Origin of the sequence: Streptomyces rectiverticillatus (assembly GCF_013394065.1) — a bacterium.
In the GTDB taxonomy this organism is placed as follows: Bacteria; Actinomycetota; Actinomycetes; order Streptomycetales; family Streptomycetaceae; genus Streptomyces; species Streptomyces rectiverticillatus.
The window spans coordinates 2,187,908-2,206,483 of the sequence record NZ_CP040752.1 but is presented as its reverse complement, the minus strand read 5'-3'; the positions used below and the strand labels follow the sequence as shown (position 1 = coordinate 2,206,483).

The 18,576-nt window shown below is 72.6% G+C and carries 15 protein-coding genes; 6 read left to right on the top strand and 9 right to left on the bottom strand.

Translation table 11 applies throughout. From position 1 onward, the window contains the following. Positions 1 to 84: 84 nt before the first annotated feature. A complete protein-coding gene (locus FGW37_RS09385; protein ID WP_179080652.1) occupies positions 85 to 1,536 on the top strand; it encodes a transcriptional regulator in 1,452 nt (483 codons plus the stop codon). 40 nt (positions 1,537 to 1,576) lie between these two features. Here FGW37_RS09385 and FGW37_RS09380 read toward each other — a convergent pair whose 3' ends face one another. Together FGW37_RS09380 and npdG are read right to left on the bottom strand one after the other, a co-directional pair. Continuing rightward, positions 1,577 to 1,768, bottom strand: a complete 192-nt coding sequence (locus FGW37_RS09380; protein WP_179080651.1) for a hypothetical protein — start codon at positions 1,766 to 1,768, stop codon at positions 1,577 to 1,579. A gap of 96 nt (positions 1,769 to 1,864) precedes the next feature. Beyond that, the gene (gene npdG, locus FGW37_RS09375) at positions 1,865 to 2,578 is read right to left on the bottom strand and encodes an NADPH-dependent F420 reductase (protein WP_179080650.1); all 714 of its coding nucleotides are present in this window, start codon (positions 2,576 to 2,578) and stop codon (positions 1,865 to 1,867) included. A 36-nt stretch (positions 2,579 to 2,614) separates the two neighbouring features. Here npdG and FGW37_RS09370 point away from each other — a divergent pair, with 36 nt between their 5' ends. Further along, positions 2,615 to 2,833 carry a DUF2277 domain-containing protein gene (locus tag FGW37_RS09370; protein ID WP_058044700.1) on the top strand — a complete coding sequence of 73 codons (219 nt, stop codon included), beginning with the start codon at positions 2,615 to 2,617 and terminating at the stop codon, positions 2,831 to 2,833. A gap of 128 nt (positions 2,834 to 2,961) precedes the next feature. Here FGW37_RS09370 and FGW37_RS09365 read toward each other — a convergent pair whose 3' ends face one another. From FGW37_RS09365 to FGW37_RS09345, 5 genes are all read right to left on the bottom strand, one after another. Continuing rightward, positions 2,962 to 4,554 carry a S1 family peptidase gene (locus FGW37_RS09365; RefSeq protein ID WP_179080649.1) on the bottom strand — a complete coding sequence of 531 codons (1,593 nt, stop codon included), beginning with the start codon at positions 4,552 to 4,554 and terminating at the stop codon, positions 2,962 to 2,964. Between the two features lie 44 nt (positions 4,555 to 4,598). Further along, positions 4,599 to 5,075, bottom strand: a complete 477-nt coding sequence (locus FGW37_RS09360) for a hypothetical protein (protein ID WP_246430327.1) — start codon at positions 5,073 to 5,075, stop codon at positions 4,599 to 4,601. A gap of 177 nt (positions 5,076 to 5,252) precedes the next feature. Then, a complete protein-coding gene (locus FGW37_RS09355; protein WP_179080648.1) occupies positions 5,253 to 7,007 on the bottom strand; it encodes an NAD+ synthase in 1,755 nt (584 codons plus the stop codon). Positions 7,008 to 7,113: 106 nt separating this feature from the next. Beyond that, a complete protein-coding gene (locus FGW37_RS09350) occupies positions 7,114 to 8,727 on the bottom strand; it encodes a multicopper oxidase family protein (RefSeq protein WP_179080647.1) in 1,614 nt (537 codons plus the stop codon). A 60-nt stretch (positions 8,728 to 8,787) separates the two neighbouring features. After that, positions 8,788 to 9,270 carry a hypothetical protein gene (locus tag FGW37_RS09345; protein ID WP_343067074.1) on the bottom strand — a complete coding sequence of 161 codons (483 nt, stop codon included), beginning with the start codon at positions 9,268 to 9,270 and terminating at the stop codon, positions 8,788 to 8,790. A gap of 133 nt (positions 9,271 to 9,403) precedes the next feature. On the opposite strand from FGW37_RS09345, the gene gadC reads away from it, so the two are divergent. The 4 genes from gadC (at position 9,404) to FGW37_RS09325 (ending at position 16,576) form a co-directional block, all read left to right on the top strand. Beyond that, positions 9,404 to 10,870, top strand: coding sequence for a glutamate/gamma-aminobutyrate antiporter GadC (gadC, locus tag FGW37_RS09340; RefSeq protein ID WP_179080646.1), 1,467 nt, complete (start codon positions 9,404 to 9,406; stop codon positions 10,868 to 10,870). Between the two features lie 115 nt (positions 10,871 to 10,985). Further along, complete coding sequence (locus FGW37_RS09335; RefSeq protein WP_179084594.1) at positions 10,986 to 11,846, top strand: alpha/beta fold hydrolase; 861 nt, start codon at positions 10,986 to 10,988, stop codon at positions 11,844 to 11,846. A gap of 233 nt (positions 11,847 to 12,079) precedes the next feature. Further along, positions 12,080 to 13,441: a type I glutamate--ammonia ligase gene (gene glnA / locus FGW37_RS09330; protein ID WP_168092976.1), complete on the top strand. Its 1,362-nt coding sequence runs from the start codon at positions 12,080 to 12,082 to the stop codon at positions 13,439 to 13,441. A 72-nt stretch (positions 13,442 to 13,513) separates the two neighbouring features. Next, entirely contained in the window at positions 13,514 to 16,576 is a 3,063-nt protein-coding gene (locus tag FGW37_RS09325) for a bifunctional [glutamine synthetase] adenylyltransferase/[glutamine synthetase]-adenylyl-L-tyrosine phosphorylase (RefSeq protein WP_179080645.1), read from the top strand. Positions 16,577 to 16,628: 52 nt separating this feature from the next. Here the strand turns inward: FGW37_RS09325 and FGW37_RS09320 are convergent, their stop codons facing one another. Together FGW37_RS09320 and FGW37_RS09315 are read right to left on the bottom strand one after the other, a co-directional pair. Continuing rightward, entirely contained in the window at positions 16,629 to 17,477 is an 849-nt protein-coding gene (locus FGW37_RS09320; RefSeq protein WP_179080644.1) for a phosphatase PAP2 family protein, read from the bottom strand. A 36-nt stretch (positions 17,478 to 17,513) separates the two neighbouring features. Next, positions 17,514 to 18,566, bottom strand: coding sequence for a LacI family DNA-binding transcriptional regulator (locus FGW37_RS09315; RefSeq protein ID WP_179080643.1), 1,053 nt, complete (start codon positions 18,564 to 18,566; stop codon positions 17,514 to 17,516). Positions 18,567 to 18,576: the final 10 nt, after the last annotated feature.

Below are 18,576 nucleotides of genomic sequence, written 5' to 3'. Positions count from 1 at the left end.
CTTGTGCGGTTCCTCGTCCCGGGGGCCAGGGTTACCGGCCGATCAGGGACGCGGGAACGCTCGCACAGGCTCTGACCTGGGGGAATGACGGTTCCCTGGAACGGGTACCTGGGATGGGGGAGTGACGTGGAGGCGGGCGATCTCGCGGAGATGCTGCGGTCGCTGAAGGAGCGGTCGGGCCTGAGTTACGGGGTGCTGGCCAAGCGGCTGCATGTCAGTACGTCGACACTGCACCGGTATTGCAGTGGGTCCGCCGTGCCGGCGGAGTTCGCTCCGGTGGAGCGGCTGGCCCGGCTGTGCAAGGCCACGCCGGAAGAACTGATGGAGGTTCACCGGCGGTGGATCGTCGCGGATGCGACGCGTGGACGCAAGGCACAGGCGGCGGCCGCCGCCCCGGAGCCGGTGGCTGCGGCCGCCCCGGAACCGGCGCCCGAGCCCGAGCCGTCGCAGGCCGGTGATCCCGGCGATCCCGGCCGTTCCGTCCCGCCGGAGCCGGTGGCGCCATCGTCGGCTCCATCGGGTGAGGGTGCGGCGCCATCGTGGCGGCGGCGTCCGTCCCGGAAGGTCGTCCTCGCCGTTCTGTCGGCCGCCGCCGCGGTCACGGTGCTGGGATCCGCCGCGCTCGCCGTGGGCCTCGGCGGCAGCGGTCCGTTCGACTCCGGTGCGAAGCGGTCCGCCGGAGTGGCCTCCCCGGCGGGAGCCGGGGCACCGGGGAAGCCGGGAAGCTCCGGCGAGCCGGGTAAGGGCCCGGACGGCAGCAGCCCGTCCTCCCCGGCGTCCGAGAACGACAAGCAGAAGGGGGAGGAGAAAGAGAAGGGGAAGGGGGAGGAAGGCGCGAAGGAGGAGGGCAGCGATCCTGCAGCGTCCTCCTCGCAGGGCGGCTCCGCGCCCGCCGCCCCCGGGGGCAAGCCGCACGGCGGCACCGCGGAGAGCGGCGTCCCCCTGACCGCCCACGTCCGCCCGTACGCGTTCGAGGACCCCTGCTCCCAGCGCTATCTGATCGACCGGGCCCCGGGCGATGTCACACCGCCCCCGCCGGAGCAGGACGCGCCCGCCTGGGTGTCCGCGCTGGGCGGCGTCGCGGCCGGCGAGCAGTTCGTCGAGATCACCCTGCAGGGCACCGGCAAGGACACCGTCGTCCTCGAAGGCCTGCACGTGCGCGTGCAGGGCACGAAGGCGCCGCTGCCCTGGAACAGCTACGTCATGGGCGTCGGATGCGGCGGGGACGTGTCGACGAAGTCCTTCGGCGTCGACCTCGACGCCGCTCGGCCCGCCGCCGCCCCGAAGGCCGGACAGCGCGACTTCCCGTACAAGGTGAGCGAGAGCGACCCCGAGGTCTTCTACGTCAAGGCGACCGCCGCGCAGCACGACGTGAAGTGGTACCTGGAGCTGCAGTGGTCCAGCGGCGACCGGCGCGGCGTCCTCCGGCTCGACGACCGGGGCAGGCCCTTCCGCACCAGCGGAGCCGGGGGCCGGCCCGTCTACCAGCAGCCGCTGGGCTCGTCACAGGGGTGGGAGCCGGCGCCCGGGGCGTGACCGCCCGGGGCGTGACGCCACGGGGGCGCAGGGGCCCGTCCTACGCGTCCCCGCCCTCGGCGGCGGCCTTGTCGTTCTTCGCCTTGCGCACGTAGTACCAGGCGATGTTGGACGAGACGCCGAGCATCAGGATCCAGACGATGCCGAGCCAGCTGCCCTGTGCGAAGGAGACGACGGCCGCCGCCACCGAGAGGGCGCAGACGGCGAGGGCGTAGAGGGCGAGGCGGGGCATGGGGGACGGCTCCTGTCCGGGGGCGCATACGGTCACGATCCCGGCCATTGTCGCTCAGGCGCCGCGCAGACGTGGCGTCCCCCCGTCCCGTACCCGTCAGACGTCGGTGACGCGCAGCCCGGCGTGGGCCTTGTAGCGGCGGTTCACCGAGATCAGGTTGGCGACGAGCGACTCCACCTGGTGGGCGTTGCGCAGCCGGCCCGCGAAGACGCCGCGCATGCCGGGGATGCGGCCGGCCAGGGCCTGCACGGTGTCGGTGTCGGCCCGCGACTCGCCGAGCACCATCACGTCGGTGTCGATCGCCTCGATCTCCGGGTCCTGCAGCAGCACCGCGGAGAGGTGGTGGAAGGCGGCGGTGACGCGCGAGTCCGGCAGCAGCGCGGCGGCCTGCTCGGCGGCGCTGCCCTCCTCCGGCTTGAGGGCGTAGGCGCCCTTCTTGTCGAAGCCCAGCGGGTTGACGCAGTCGACGACGAGCTTGCCGGCGAGCTCCTCGCGCAGCCCTTCGAGGGTCTTGGCGTGGCCGTCCCACGGCACGGCGACGATCACGATGTCGCTGCGGCGGGCGCACTCGGCGTTGCCGGCGCCCTCGATGCCGAGGCCCAGCTCGCCGGCGGCCGCCTGCGCGCGCTCGGCCGCCCGGGAACCGATGATCACCTGCTGGCCGGCCTTGGCCAGCCGGTAGGCGAGGCCGCGGCCCTGGTCACCGGTGCCGCCGAGCACGCCGACCACCAGGCCGGAGACGTCGGGGAGCTCCCAAGGGTCCTTCGCCGGGGCCTTCTTCGCGTCCTGGGCAACATCAGAAGTAGTCATGACAGCGATACTGTCACGCTGCGGCACACTGGACTCATGTGCCGCAGCATTAAGACCCTGCGTCCGCCGATGACACCCTCCGTCGAGGAGGAGGACATCCGCGCCGCCGCCCTGCAGTACGTACGGAAGGTGTCGGGGTTCCACCACCCCGCCGCGCACAACCAGGCCGTCTTCGACGAGGCGGTGACCGCCGTCGCGGCGGCCACGCAGCGGCTCCTGGACGGTCTGGAGGTGCGCGGCGCCGCGAAGCCGTAGCCCGGGGCCCGGCCCGGGCGGACGCGGCTCCGGCTCAGACCGCGCAGGCCTCGCCGTCCCCTTGCGGACTCACTCCGTTAGCATTGCTTGAACGATCAAGCAATGCTAACGCGAGCGGTCAGGGGGCGTCAGCCGACGAGCTGGATCTCCTTGTGGGTGCCGGAGGCGTCCACGTCGGCGTAGTAGCTCAGGTTGCCGTCGGCCCAGCGGACGAGGAGGTCCTCCCCGCTCCCGCCGCCGAAGGAACCGGCCGTCAGGATCTGGGTGTACTTCCAGGCCGAGCCCTCGGGGCGGAGGCTGATGTCATCCCCCTCGAAGAGGCCGCTCGCCTGGAAACCGGGCAGGAGGTCCGTCATGCCGTTCTTCCAGCGGACGATCAGGTCGTCCCTGTCCTTGCCGGTGAACGGGCCGGAGGCGAGCTGCGCGCCGACCATGGCCGGCTCCGCCCCGGTTATCTGGGTCTCCTTCGAGACACCGTTGACGCCGGTGTCGGTGTACGTGGACCAGGAACCGTCCGCCCAGAGGACGGCCAGGTCGTCCCGCAGACCGTTGGAGCTGTGGCGGCCGGCCACGATCGAGCGGGCGTTCTTCCAGCTGGCGCGGTAGGCGAGGGTCTTCTCCTCGAAGAAGCCGTACTCGTCGACGTGCGTATAGGTGGAGAGCTTGCCGGTGCTCCAGCGGACAGTGAGTCCGTCTGCGCTGCTCCCGCCGGAGGCGGAGTCGGTGATGCGCGTGCCGGTGACCGCCTCGGCGTTCTTCCAGTAGCTGTCCTTGGGAGCCACCTTGTGCTCCGTCAGGAAGGGGCGCTTCTCGTCCTGGTGGTCGTTGCGCTCGAAGATGCTGGCAGAGCCGTCCGCCCAGACGACGAAGAGGTCCTTGCGGTCGGTGTCGACGAGGCTGTGGCGGCGGGTGAAGTTGCCCGCGACGACGTGGACGGCGTTCTTCCAGTTCGCCTGGGACACGACGTCCCGTGAGGCGGTGGCCCGGATCCACCCCGCGATGTCGTCCACGCGGGCCTCGGACGCGGTCCGGCGCGTCTCCGACTCGTCCTCGCCGAAGCAACCGGCCTGGCCGGAGGTGCTGTGGACGGCCTTCAGGTCGTACGCGAGGCCCAGGGCGGGTCCGCCCGTGTCGCCCTGGCAGACGGCGGCGCCGGCGGACTTGCCGCTGAGGCGCACGGTGCCGCCCGCCACCGAGTCGACCTTGAACTCGGCGATGTGCAGCTTGTCGGGGACCCACTCGTCCTTGGTCCGGCCGTAGCCGAGCGCCCGTACGGTCTCGCTCTCCAGCAGCTTGTCGCCGCTGATGCGGACCGGCCTGACGCCGTCGACGGGCCGGGCCAGCCGCGCCATGACCAGGTCGCGGTCCTCGCGCGGGACGAGCTCGACGACGTCGACGACCGTGCCGCTGTCCTCACGGGTGAGGTCCGTGCGGCCGACCGTGGCGGTCGTCTTCCGCTTCGGCGCGCCGGCGGGGATCTTGAAGCTCTTCGCCGGGTCGTCGGCGAAGCAACTGGCGGCGGTGACCAGCCACTGCCGCTCGACGAGGGTCGCGGAGCAGGAGCGGCGCCCGTCGATGTCGAGTTTGGCCACGGCGCCGTACCAGTCGGGGGCGGGCTCGCCGACGACGGCGTGTGCCGGAGCACCGGTCAGCACGCTCGCGGCGACGGCGGACGTGAGGATCCCGGCCATCCACGCGGCGCGCGGACGTACAGAAGGCATGGTGATGTTCTCCCTGGAACTGAGTGGATGGAGAAGGAGCGGCGTCAGACCTGCAGGGCCAGCAGCCGGGCGGGCTCGCCCCAGGCCGCCTCGCCCACGGCCTTCACGTCGTTCTTCGGCACGTTGACCATGCCGGTGGGGCCGCCGACGGACGCCCACGCGCCGTACTTGCCCGCCGCGATCGCCATGACGTCGGGAATATCCAGGGAGAGGTAGCCCTTCTTGCCGCTCCCGGTGACCTTGAAGCAGATCTTGCCCTGGTTGACGTCGTCGCTCTTCTTCGTGAAGACGGTGATGTCGGCGGAGACCTTGCAGTCGGCGAGCAGGATGTGCCCGTCACCGCTGTCGAGCCGGATGCCCCGCTCCTTGAGGATCTTGGCAGCCCCCGGGTACTCGAAGGTCTCCACTGCGGACGGCAGAGGGGTGTCGTCACCCGCCGCGATGCCGGGCGCAGCAGCGCCCAGGACGACGGCTGCGGCCCCGACACCGCTGATCAGAAGGTTGCGTGCACGAGAAAACACGTGGAATCCCCCCGGATTCGGAAAAAGTCAGATCCGCAACCTACCACTCGGTACGATCTTCGTCGCCCGATTTTCGCCAATGTGACGCGAGGGTAAGTGACGGCGAAAAGCCGGTGGGACCGCACCCCCTGCGGTCCCACCGGCTCTTCCGGGCGGGCGGCCGTACGGCCGCCCGTCTCACCCCGTCTCGCGCCACCGATTAGTGATCGGCAACCGCCGGTCCTTCCCGAAGCCCTTGGCCGAGATCTTCGTGCCCGGCGGGTACTGGCGGCGCTTGTACTCGGCCGTGTCGACCATCCGCAGGATGCGGGTGACCAGCTCCGTGTCGAAGCCCTCGGCGACGATCTCGGCGTGGCCGCGGTCGCGGTCGACGTAGAGCTCCAGGATGCGGTCGAGGACCTCGTAGTCCGGCAGGGAGTCCGTGTCCACCTGGCCCGGGCGGAGTTCGGCGCTCGGGGGCTTGGTGATGGAGTTCTCCGGGATCGGCGGGGTGGCGCCGCGGGCCCCGGCGTCGGCGTTGCGCCACTTGGCGAGGCGGAAGATCCAGGTCTTGTAGACGTCCTTGATCGGGCCGTACGCCCCGACCGAGTCGCCGTAGAGCGTGGAGTAGCCGCACGCCAGCTCGGACTTGTTGCCCGGGGCGAGGACGATGTGGCCCTCCTGGTTGCTGATGGCCATCAGCATCGTGCCGCGCAGCCGCGACTGCAGGTTCTCCTCGGCGAGGCCGGTCAGCCCCAGTGCGCCCATATAGGCGTCGAACATCGGTGCGATCGGGACGGTGCGGAAGTTCAGCCCGGTGCGGCGGGCGAGCTCCTCGGCATCGGAGAGCGAGTGCTCGGAGGAGTAGCGCGACGGCATGGCGACGCCGTACACGTTCCGCGCCCCGACGGCGTCGCAGGCGATGGCCGCGACGAGCGCGGAGTCGATGCCGCCGGACAGGCCGATCAGGACGCTGCGGAAGTTGTTCTTGGTGACGTACGCGCGCAGGCCGGTGACCAGGGCCTGGTAGACCTCGGCGTCGTCACCGAGGTGCGGCGCCGAGCCGCCCGGCGTCTGCGGCTCGTAGGGCGGGAGCGGGTCCGCGGAGAGGGTGACGTGGTCGATGCGCAGGCCGTCGTCGACGGTCCCGGACGGCGGCCCGCCGGCGGCGGCCGGCAGGTCGAGGTCGAGGAGCACGCAGCCCTCCTCGAACTGGGGGGCGCGCGCGACGACCTCGCCGTGGCGGTCGACGACGATCGTGTCGCCGTCGAAGACCAGCTCGTCCTGGCCGCCGGTCATGGCCAGGTACGCGGTCGTGCAGCCGGCCTCCTGGGCGCGCTTGCGCACCAGTTCCAGGCGGGTGTCGTCCTTCTCCCGCTCGTACGGGGAGGCGTTGACCGACAGCAGCAGCCCGGCGCCCGCCGAGCGCGCGGCGGGCACCCGCCCGCCCTCCTGCCACAGGTCCTCGCAGATGGCGAGGGCCACGTCCACGCCGTGCACCCGGATCACCGGCATGGTGTCGCCGGGCACGAAGTACCGGAACTCGTCGAAGACGCCGTAGTTCGGCAGGTGGTGCTTGGCGAAGGACAGGGCGACCGCGCCGCGGTGCAGCACTGCCGCGGCGTTGCGCGGGGCGCCCGCGGGGCGGCCCAGGCGCGGCCGCGCCTCCTCGCTGCGGTCCAGGTACCCGACGATCACCGGCAGTTCGCCGAGGCCCTCGTCGGCGAGGCGCGCGGCGAGCGCGTGCAGCGCGGCGCGCGAGGCCTCCACGAAGGAGCCGCGCAGGGCCAGGTCCTCGACGGGGTAGCCGGTCAGCGCCATCTCGGGGAACGCCACCAGGTGGGCGCCCTGCCCGGCGGAGTGCCGGGTCCAGTGGACGATCGACTCGGCGTTCCCGGCGAGGTCCCCGACGCAGGAGTCGATCTGGTTCAGAGCGAGGCGAAGTTGAGGCACGCCGCCCAGAGTACTCGTCTAACTGACGCGATCTCGGGGCTCCCACGCCGGAGGGCCGGTACGGACGGGGCGCGCTCCGCCCGCCCGTACCGGCTCCCACCTGCGATTACTTCCGGTAGCCGAGCAGCGTCATCATCCCCGACTCGGAGTGGTAGACGTTGTGGCAGTGGAGCATCCACAGGCCCGGGTTGTCGGCGTCGAAGTCCACGTCCAGCCGCTTGCCGGGCAGCACGATCGCCGTGTCCTTGCGCGGGCCCCCGCCCGGCAGGGAGAAGGTGTGGCCGTGCAGGTGCATGGGATGCCACATCGTGGTCGCGTTGACGAAGGAGAGCCGCACCCGCTCGCCCGCCGCCACGGGGAGCCGCCGCGAGGGCGCGTACTTCTCCCCGTTGATCGCCCAGTCGTACTTCGCCATCGAACCGGTCAGCCGGAGCGTGAGCGTGCGGTCGGGCGCGCGGTCCCGCAGCCGCACGGCCTTGTCCGCCTTGAGCCGGTCGGCGGTGAGGAGCCTGCCGTCCAGCTCGCGCGGGCGCGCCGATGCGTCGGGGGCCGAACCGCCGCCCGTCCGCAGCAGCGCCAGCGCGGCCTCCTTCTTGCCCTCGGCCAGCGCCGTCAGCGGGAAGACGCCGTCCTTCGCCTCGACCAGCACGTCGTAGCGCTCGCCCATGCCCAGCAGCAGCGCGTCCGTCTCCGCGTGCTCGACGGGGAAGCCGTCCGTGTGGGTGACCGTCATCCGGTGGCCGCCGAGGGCGACGCGGAAGGCGGTGTCCCCGCCCGCGTTGACGATGCGGATGCGGATCCGGTCGCCCGGCTTGGCCGCGAAGGTCTCGGGGTCGGCCGGCGCGCGCCCGTTGACCAGGTAGTACGGGTAGGCGACGTCGCCCGCGTCCCCGCCGAGGAGGGGGCTGGTGGCGCCCATCAGCATGCGGGACGGCGACTTCTCCGATGCCGCGGACGTCATCGACATGTGGTGCATGCCGCCTCCGCCGCCCCCGCCGTGGTTCATTCCGCCCCCGCCGTGGTCCATGCCGCCCATGTCGTGGTCCATTCCCTTGGCCAGCTCGGCCAGGACCGCGTCCGGCGTGCTGCCGTCCACCCCGTCCACCCAGTCGTCGAGGACGACGACCCACTCCTTGTCGTACTGCAACGGCTCCTTGGGGTCCTCCACGATCAGCGGCGCGTACAGCCCGCGGTCCTGCTGGACGCCCGAGTGCGGGTGGAACCAGTACGTGCCCGGGTGCGCGACCGCGAAGCGGTAGGTGAACGACGCCCCCGCCTTGACCGGCTGCTGCGTGACGCCCGGCACGCCGTCCATGTCGTTGCGGAGCGCGAGCCCGTGCCAGTGCATGGATGTGGGCTCGGGCAGGTGGTTGGCGAGGGTGAGGGCGAGCGTGTCGCCCGCGGTGACCCGGACCTCCTTGCCGGGCAGCCGGTCGCCGTAGGCCCAGGTGCCGACCGTACGGCCGCCCAGGTCGATGTGCGTACGGGTGGCGGTGAGCCGGACGTCGCGGACGGGTCCGCTCCCGCGCTTCGCCTCGGCCGCGGCGACCTCCGCGCCGTCCGGCGTGACGAAGGCGGCGGGCGCGGCGGAGGGAGAGGAGGAGCCGCCGGAGCCGTCGGAGCAGGCGGCGAGCAGGCCGCTCCCGGCGGCGGCGAGGCCGGCGCCGAGCACGGCGCGGCGCGTGTGGGTACGGCTGTGGGTACGGGTGTGCGGACGCATGGGTGAGTGCACCTCTGAGGGATCGGTGAACAAGGGGCAGGGACGCGTGGACGCGCGCTCCTACACCCGCAGCACCGACAGCCGCGCGAGGGACTTGTGCCGCGGAGGCGGCGGGATCGGCCACAGGGCCCGCAGCAGCCGCACCCGGGCCGCGGCCAGGGCTGCGGCGGGACGGCTGAGGGCGGCGGTGACCAGCAGCAGGACGAGCGCCAGGAGGGCGGCGCCGAGGACGGCCAGGCAGACGGACATGGGGTCCATGCCGGGGGCGGACAGGGGGTCGTCGGCGGTGGGCCCGGAGGCGGGGGCGGAGGCGGCGGAATGCGCCTGCGGATGCGCCCCGGCGGTCGCGCCCGCCCCGAGTGCCACATGTGCCCCGGCCGCCGCATGCGTACCGGCCTTGTGGCCCGTACCCGTACCCGCACCCGCGTGCCCCGTCGGATGCCCCAGCGTGTGCATCGTGACGATGCCCAGCAGCAGGGCGGAGAGCAACAAAAGGCGCCCGCACCACGCGGCCGCCGTCCCCTGCTGTCCGTTCCGGATCACTCTCGCACCCTACCCCTGCGGGGTATGACCGCTCCACGGCCCCGGAAATGGGATTATGGGACGGAACGTTTGACACGCTCCACCCACGCTTCACCCACGCTCCACGCACGGCCTGAAGGACGCTCCCCCTCCCATGACCATCACGGAACAGGTGAGGGACGACCGTCCCGTCGCCGCCGTCCCCGCACCGCCGACGGCTCCGCAGCCCCAGTTCATCTCGTGGGTGACCCTCGCGATGATGACCACCGCCTCCGTCGCCAACCTGCGGCCCTCGCCGTCCATGGCGCTCTACGGGCTCGCCGCCGTCTTCCTCTACCTCCTCCCGGCCGTGGTCTTCCTGCTGCCGACCGCCCTGGTCTCCGCCGAGCTGGCCTCGGGCTGGACCGGCGGCATCTACCGCTGGGTCAGCGAGGGGCTCTCCAAGCCGCTGGGCTTCCTGGCCGTGTGGTGCCAGTTCGCGATGACGATCGCCTACTACCCGAGCCTGCTGGCCTACGTGGCGAGCACCTTCGCGTACGTCGTCGACCCGCGGCTCGCCGACAACGGCGTCTACGTCGCCATCGTGATCGTCGTCGTCTACTGGGCCGGCGTGCTGATCTCCTCCCGCGGCACGAAGGCCGTGGCCGGGCTCTCCAGCATGGGCCTGGTCATCGGCACCCTGATCCCGGGCGTCGTCCTCGTCGTCCTCGGCCTGGTCTTCCTCGGCCAGGGCAACGCCTCCGCCGCGCCCATGGACAGCGACCACTTCCTGCCGCCGTGGACCGGCCTGGCCAGCCTCGTGCTGATCGTCGGCAACTTCCTGTCGTACGCGGGCATGGAGATGAACGGCGTCCACGTCTCCTCGCTGCGCGAGCCCGGCCGGCAGTTCCCGCGCTCGGTGTTCGCGGCCACCGGCCTCGTCCTGCTGATCTTCATCCTGCCCGCCCTGGCCATCAGCTGGGTGATGCCCGGCGAGGACCTGAGCCTCACCGCCGGAGTGATGCAGGCCTTCCAGGGCTTCTTCGACCACTTCGGCGTGGGCTGGCTGACCAAGGTCGTCGGCGTGCTGCTCGTCGCGGCGGCGCTCGGCGGCATGCTCGCGTGGCTGGCCGGGCCGTCCAAGGGGCTGCTGATGGTCGCCCGGCAGGAGGGCTACCTGCCGCCCGTGCTGCAGAAGCTCAACAAGAACGGCGTCCAGCGCAACATCATGGTCGCCCAGGGCGGGCTGACCACCGTCATCGCGCTCCTCTACGCGTTCGTCCCGGACGTCTCCAGCGCGTACTGGATCTTCTCCGTGATCACCACGCAGATCTACCTCGTCGTCTACCTGCTGATGTTCGCCGCCGCCGTGCGCCTGCGGGCCACCCAGCCGGACCGGCCGCGCGGCTTCCGCGTGCCCGCCCTGCACCTCGTCGCGGGCGTCGGCTTCGCGGCCTCGCTCGCCGCCATGTGCATCGGCTTCGTCCCGCCCGAGCAGTTCGGCGGCGGGCCGCTGTGGCGCTACCTGCTCACCGTCGGCGGCGGACTGCTCGTACTCGGGTTCCTCGCGCCACTGGCGTTCCTGAAGTTCCGCAAACCCCACTGGGTGGCACCGGAGCACCGGGAGAGCCTCGTCCGTTAGCTTGTCGGAGAGCGACGAGGGGGAGCCCATGAACAGCGCGAACGGCGGCAGCGGCGTGAACGGCACGGTGCGGCCGCGGACGCCCGGGCGCGATAAGGTCCGGCCGCCGGGGCGCATGCTGCGGGTCGGCGGGGTGCCGCTGCACGTGGTGCGCGAGGGGTCGGGGCCGGTGTGCGTGCTCAGCGCCGGGCTCGGCATGGGCTGGTTCGACTGGGAGCCCGTCGTGCCGCTCCTCACCCCGCACCGCACCGTCGTCCGCTTCGACCGGCCCGGCCTCGGCTTCAGCGCCCCGCCCCTCGAACCGCCCACCGCCGCGGGCGAGGCCGACCGGATAGCCGGCGTCCTCGACGCGCTGGGCCTGCGCGAGCCCGCGACGGTCGTCGGCCACTCCCTGGCCGGCTTCCACGCCGAGGCGTTCGCCCGGCTGCACCCGCAGCGCACGGCCGGCATCGTGCTGGTCGACGGCAGCGTCGAGGAGGACGCCCGCCCCGTCCCCGCCCGCGAGCTGCGCACCACCGCCGCGCACGCCCGGGGCGTGGTCGTCGCCGCGGCGGGGCTGCCGCGCGCGCTCGGCCCGTCCCTGCGCCGGCTCACCGTCCGCGTCTCCTCCGTCAACCGCCAGGACCCCGCCCCGGCCGACCTGGTGCGGCGCACGTACGGCACCGGGCGGGTGGTGCGCGCCCTGCTGATGGAGAACGCCCGCTACCGCGACGTGGCCGCCGAGCTGGACGCCCTGCGCGAGAGCCGGCCCATGCCGCCCGTGCCCGTGAGCGTCCTCGCGGCCTCCCCGGGCACCGGCTCCTGGCTGGAACGCCGCTGGCTGGAACGGCAGCGGGCGCTCGCCGAGCGCCTCGACGGCCGCTTCGAGGCGGTCGCCCCCGCGGGCCACCTGCTGATGTACGACCGCCCGCAGTCGGTGGCGACGGCCGTCCTCGCCACCCCACCGACCCGCTTCCGCCTGCCGGACCGCTCCTGACCCGCCGCGGCCGGCGGCCGAGCGGGCCGGGTCCGGCCGCCCGGCGAGCGGCCCGGCCGTGCGGCACCGGCGGGTGAGCAGGCAATATGGGGGGTGGGGGCACCCCGGGCACCCGGACTCCGCGTTCGGACTCACACATGCAACGCGCCCGACATCATGTGGTGGGATGCTCTATGCCCCCCGACGTGCCCCGCGGCTTGGGAAGGGGCGGCCACCAGCGAGGATGGGTAGCTATGGATAAGCAGCAGGAGTTCGTGCTCCGCACTCTGGAAGAGCGCGACATCCGCTTCGTGCGGCTGTGGTTCACCGACGTGCTGGGCTATCTGAAGTCCGTGGCCGTCGCCCCCGCCGAGCTGGAGCAGGCCTTCGACGAGGGCATCGGCTTCGACGGCTCAGCGATCGAGGGCTTCGCGCGCGTCTACGAGTCCGACATGATCGCCAAGCCGGATCCGGGCACCTTCCAGATCCTGCCCTGGCGCGCCGAGGCCCCCGGCACCGCCCGGATGTTCTGCGACATCCTCATGCCCGACGGCTCGCCCTCCTACGCGGACCCGCGCTACGTCCTCAAGCGCATCCTCGCCAAGACCTCCGACCTCGGCTTCACCTTCTACACCCACCCCGAGATCGAGTTCTTCCTGCTCAAGGACAAGCCGGTGGACGGCACCCGCCCGGTGCCCGCCGACTCCTCCGGCTACTTCGACCACACCCCGCAGAACGTGGGCATGGACTTCCGCCGCCAGGCGATCACCATGCTCGAATCCATGGGCATCTCGGTCGAGTTCAGCCATCACGAGGGCGCCCCCGGCCAGCAGGAGATCGACCTGCGCTACGCCGACGCGCTCTCCACCGCCGACAACATCATGACCTTCCGGCTCGTGATGAAGCAGGTCGCGCTGGAGCAGGGCGTGCAGGCCACGTTCATGCCCAAGCCGTTCTCCGAGTACCCCGGCTCGGGCATGCACACCCACCTCTCCCTCTTCGAGGGCGACCGCAACGCCTTCTACGAGTCCGGCGCCGAGTACCAGCTCTCCAAGGTCGGCCGCTCCTTCATCGCCGGCCTGCTCCGGCACGCCGCGGAGACCTCCGCCGTCACCAACCAGTGGGTCAACTCCTACAAGCGCATCTGGGGCGGCTCGAAGCGCACCGCGGGCGCCGGCGGCGAGGCCCCCTCGTACATCTGCTGGGGCCACAACAACCGCTCCGCGCTCATCCGCGTCCCCATGTACAAGCCCGGCAAGACCGGGTCGACGCGCGTGGAGGTCCGCTCCATCGACTCCGGCGCCAACCCCTACCTGACCTACGCGGTCCTGCTGGCCGCGGGCCTGAAGGGCATCGAGGAGGGCTACGAGCTCCCGGCCGGCGCCGACGACGACGTGTGGGCGCTGTCCGACTCCGAGCGCCGCGCCATGGGCATCGAGCCGCTGCCGCAGAACCTCGGCGAGGCCATCGAACTGATGGAGCGCAGCGAACTGGTGGCCGAGACCCTCGGCGAGCACGTCTTCGACTTCTTCCTGCGCAACAAGAAGCAGGAGTGGGAGGAGTACCGCTCGGAGGTCACCGCCTTCGAGCTGCGCAAGATGCTGCCCGTGCTGTAGGCGGGATCCTGGGCCGCGGGGCCGCGAGGTCCCGCGGCTATCATGGCCGCAGCGCGCGAGCGAGAGGTGCCGATGACACTGCCTGAAGGGCGTCGCAGCAGCTCGTACACCCGGCTGCTGAAGTACGGCTTCACCGATCCGGCGGCCGCCGAGCGGCGGCTGGAGGCTCCGGCGCTCGTGGCGAGACGCACCGACCCCGTCCTGCTCGACGCCCTCGGCGCCACCGCCGATCCCGACCTCGCGGTGCACGGCCTCGTGCGGCTCGCGGAGGCGCTGGACGCCAGGGACGGCGGTGACCGGCAGGCCCTGATGGACACCCTCGTCACCGCCAAGCCGCTGCGCGACCGGCTGCTCGGGGTCCTCGGCGCCTCCGAGGCCCTCGGCGACCACCTCGCCCGCCACCCCGGCGACTGGCACGCGCTCGTCACCTACGAGGCGGCCGATCTCAACCCGGGCGTCCCGGAGTTCGAGAAGGCGCTGGCCGACGGGGCGCGCGGCGGCCGGGAGGCCGGGCTGGGCGCGGCGGACGCCCTGCGCGCCGCCTACCGCCGCTGCCTGCTGACCATCGCCGCGCGGGACGTGTGCGGCACCACCGACGTGGCCCAGACCGCCGCCGAGCTCGCGGACCTGGCCACCGCCACCTTGCGCGCCGCCCTCGGCATCGCCGCCGAGGAGCAGCCCGGGGACGCCGCGGCCTGCAGGCTCGCGGTCATCGGCATGGGCAAGTGCGGTGGCGGGGAGCTCAATTACGTCTCGGACGTGGACGTCGTCTTCGTGGCGGAGGCCAAGGAGGGGACGGGCGAGGGCCCCGCCCTGCAGGCCGCCACGCGCCTGGCCTCGCGGATGATGCGCGTCTGCTCCGACGTCACGCCCGAGGGCACCATCTGGCCCGTGGACGCCAACCTGCGGCCCGAGGGCCGCAACGGCCCCCTCGTGCGCACCCTCTCCAGCCACCTCGCCTACTACCAACGCTGGGCCAAGACCTGGGAGTTCCAGGCCCTGCTCAAGGCCCGCCCGGTCGCCGGTGACCTCGCCCTGGGGCAGGCCTACGCGGATGCCGTCGCCCCCCTGGTGTGGCAGGCCGCCGAGCGCGAGAACTTCGTGCCCGACGTGCAGCAGATGCGCCGCCGCGTCATCGCCTCCATCCCCGCCGGCCAGGTCGACCGCGAGCTCAAGCTGGGGCCGGGCGGCCTGCGCGACGTCGAGTTCGCCGTGCAGCTGCTGCAGCTCGTCCACGGCCGCGGCGATGCGACGCTGCGCGCCTCCGGCACCCTCGACGCCCTGACCGCCCTGGCCGCGGGCGGCTACGTGGGCCGCTCCGACGCCGCCGCGTTCGACGCCGCCTATCGCTTCCTGCGCACGATGGAGCACCACATCCAGCTCCACCGCCTGCGCCGCACGCACCTGATGCCCGAGGCCGAGGCCGACCAGCGCCGCCTCGGCCGCTCCCTGGCCCGTGTCCTTTCGTGGCCTGCCGGCACCGAGCCGGTCGACGGGCTCGGCCGCGAGTGGAAGCGGCACGCGCGCGAGGTGCGCCGGCTGCACGAGAAGCTCTTCTACCGGCCGCTGCTGGACGCCGTCGCCCAGCTGGAGCCCGGCGAGATCCGGCTCAGCGCCAAGGAGGCGGGCAACCGCCTGCAGGCCCTCGGCTACGCCGACCCCGCCGCCGCCCTGCGGCACCTGGAGGCGCTCGCCTCGGGCGTGTCCCGCAAGGCCGCCATCCAGCGCACCCTGCTGCCCGTCCTGCTCGGCTGGTTCGCCGACTCCGCCGACCCCGACGCCGGCCTGCTGAACTTCCACAAGGTCTCCGACGCCCTCGGCCGCACCCCCTGGTACCTGCGGCTGCTGCGCGACGAGGGCGCCGCCGCCGAGAACCTCGCCCGTGTGCTCTCCGCCGGCCGCCTCGCCCCCGACCTGCTGCTGCGCGCCCCCGAGGCCGTGGCCCTGCTCGGCGACCCCGAGGGCCTGCGCCCCCGCGGCCGGGAGGCCCTCGAACAGGAGACGCTGGCCGCCGTCAACCGCTCCGGGGACGCCGAGGCCGCGATCGTCGCCGTCCGCGGGGTCCGCCGCCGCGAACTGTTCCGCACCGCCGCCGCGGACATCATCGGGGCCTACGGGCGGGGCGGCTCCCAGGGCGCGGGCACGCCCAACGGCGAGCGCGACCCCCACGTCCGGGTCGACACCGTCGGCGACGCCGTCTCCGACCTCAACGCCGCCGCCGTCGCGGGCGCCCTGCGCGCCGCCGTGCGCGCCGAGTGGGGCGAGACGCTGCCCACGCGCTTCGCCGTCATCGGCATGGGCCGCTTCGGCGGCCATGAGCAGGGCTACGGCTCGGACGCCGACGTGCTCTTCGTGCACGAGCCCCGCGAAGGCGTCTCCGACGAGGAGGCGGCCAAGGCGGCCTCCGCCGTCGCGGGGGAGATGCGGCGCCTCCTCCAACTTCCCACGACCGATCCGCCCCTGCACATCGACGCGGACCTGCGGCCCGAGGGCAAGTCGGGCCCCATCGTGCGCAGCCTCGCCTCGTACGCCGCCTACTACCGGCGCTGGTCGCTGGTGTGGGAGAGCCAGGCGCTGCTGCGCGCCAAGCCGGTCGCGGGCGACGCCGAGCTGGGGCAGCGGTTCATCGACCTGATCGACCCGCTGCGCTATCCCGCCGAGGGCCTCGGCGAGGACGCGGTGCGCGAGATCCGGCGCCTCAAGGCCCGCATGGAGCGCGAGCGCCTGCCGCGCGGCGCGGACCCCACGACCCACACCAAGCTCGGGCGCGGCGGCCTGTCGGACGTGGAGTGGACCGTCCAGCTGCTGCAGCTGCGGCACGCCTGGGCCGAGCCCGGGCTGCGCACGACCCGCACCCGCAAGGCGCTCGCCGCAGCCTGCGCCGCCGAGCTGCTGAGCACGGAGGCGGCTGCCATCCTGGATGACGCGTGGGTTCTCGCGACGAGCGTGCGCAATGCGGTCATGCTCGTGCGCGGCCGGTCCGGGGACACCTTCCCCACGGAGCCGCGCGAGCTCGCGGCCGTGGGCCGCTACCTCGGCTACGAGCCGGGCCACGTGGGGGACATGCTCGACGAATACCGGCGGACGACGCGGCGTGCCCGCGCCGTCGTGGACGAACTGTTCTACGGGGCGTGAGCCGCGGCCTGTGAGCCGCGGCCGGGGCCGCGGTCTCCGGGCCCCGGCGAAGCTACGCCACGCGCCGCGCGAGCCGGCCCGGCGTCGCCCCGAACCACGCGAAGGAGGCGGCGAAGCCGAACGAGAGGCAGAGCAGGCCCCCCACGGCGTCGAGCCAGAAGTGGTTGGCCGTCGCCACGATGACCACCAGCGTGGCGAGCGGATACAGCAGGCCCAGGACCTTCGCCCACACCGGGCGCGCCACCATCGCGATGATGACGCCGCACCAGGTGGACCAGCCGATGTGCATCGACGGCATCGCCGCGTACTGGTTGGACATGTCGGCCAGGTTGCCGGAGGCCATGGAGCCCCAGGTGTGGTGCACCACGACGGTGTCCACGAAGTGCTCGCCCAGCATCAGCCGGGGCGGGGCCAGGGGGAAGAGGTAATAGCCGAGCAACGCCACGGCCGTGGTGGCGAAGAGGGCCAGCCGGGCGGCGGAATACCGGCCGGGATGCCATCGGTAGAGCCACACCAGCACACCGATCGTCAGCACGAAGTGCAAGGTGGCGTAGTAGTAGTTCATGCCGACGATCAGCCACGTCACCGAATTCACGGCGTGGTTGATCGAATTCTCCACGGCGATCTGCAGTGTGTGCTCGGCCCGCCATATCCAGTCCGCGTTGCGGAGGGCGGCCGCCCGCTGCTCGGGGACGGCGTTGCGCACCAGGGAGTACGTCCAGTAACTCACCGCGATCAGCAGCACCTCGAACCACAGACGCGGCCTGCGCGGAGTACGAAGCCTCCGCAGGCCGGTCCGCTGCTCGGTGGAACTGTCCGCCGGCGGCCGGTCCGCTCGCTCCTCGGTGGGTGGCGGGGCGGCCGTCCGGCCTTCCAGTGTCCTTGCCGTCGCTTCACCCATAGGGAAACAGTCTGCCAGAAACCGGCCTGCGGCAGATCATCCCCAAGTCTGGTCTTCGCCCGCTTTCGGCCGGGTTTCCGGGACCGATGCGGTTGAACCCCGAACCACCAGTTCGGGGAGGAAGACGAACTCGCTGTGCGGCGCCGGGGTGCCGCCGACCTCCTCCAGCAGCGCGCGCACCGCGGCCTGCCCCATCGACTGCACCGGCTGCCGGATCGTCGTCAGCGGCGGGTCCGTGAAGGCGATGAGCGGCGAGTCGTCGAAGCCCACGACCGAGACGTCGCGCGGGACCTCCAGGCCGTGCTGACGCGCCGCCCGGATCACACCCAGCGCCATCATGTCGCTCGCGCACACCACGGCCGTGCAGCCGCGCTCGATGAGCGCCGCTGCCGCCGCCTGACCACCCTCCAGCGTGAACAGCGAGTGCTGCACCAGCTGCTCGGCCTCGGCCTCCGCCAGGCCCAGCTCCTCGCGCATGCTGCGCAGGAACCCCTCGATCTTGCGCTGCACGGGCACGTACCGGCGCGGGCCCAGCGCCAGGCCGATCCGCCGGTGCCCCAGTGCGGCCAAATGGGTGACGGCCAGCCGCACCGCGGCCCGGTCGTCCGGCGAGACGAACGGCGCCCGCACCTTCGACGAGAAGCCGTTGATCAGCACGAACGGCACGCCCTGGGCCCGCAGCCGCTCGTAGCGCTGCATGTCCGCCGAGGTGTCGGCGTGCAGCCCGGAGACGAAAATGATGCCGGAGACCCCGCGGTCGACGAGCATCTCCGTGAGCTCGTCCTCCGTGGAGCCGCCGGGCGTCTGCGTGGCCAGCACCGGGGTGTAGCCCTGGCGCGTCAGGGCCTGGCCTATCACCTGGGCGAAGGCCGGGAATATGGGGTTGTCCAGCCCGGGCGTGATCAGCCCGACCAGGCCCGCGCTGCGCTGCCGCAGCCGCACGGGGCGCTCGTAGCCCAGGACGTCGAGCGCGGCCAGCACGGACTCGCGGGTGGAGGCGGCGACCCCCGGCTTCCCATTGAGTACCCGGCTGACGGTTGCTTCGCTGACACCCGCTTGGGCTGCGATATCGGCCAGCCGTGCGGTCACAGGACTGGAC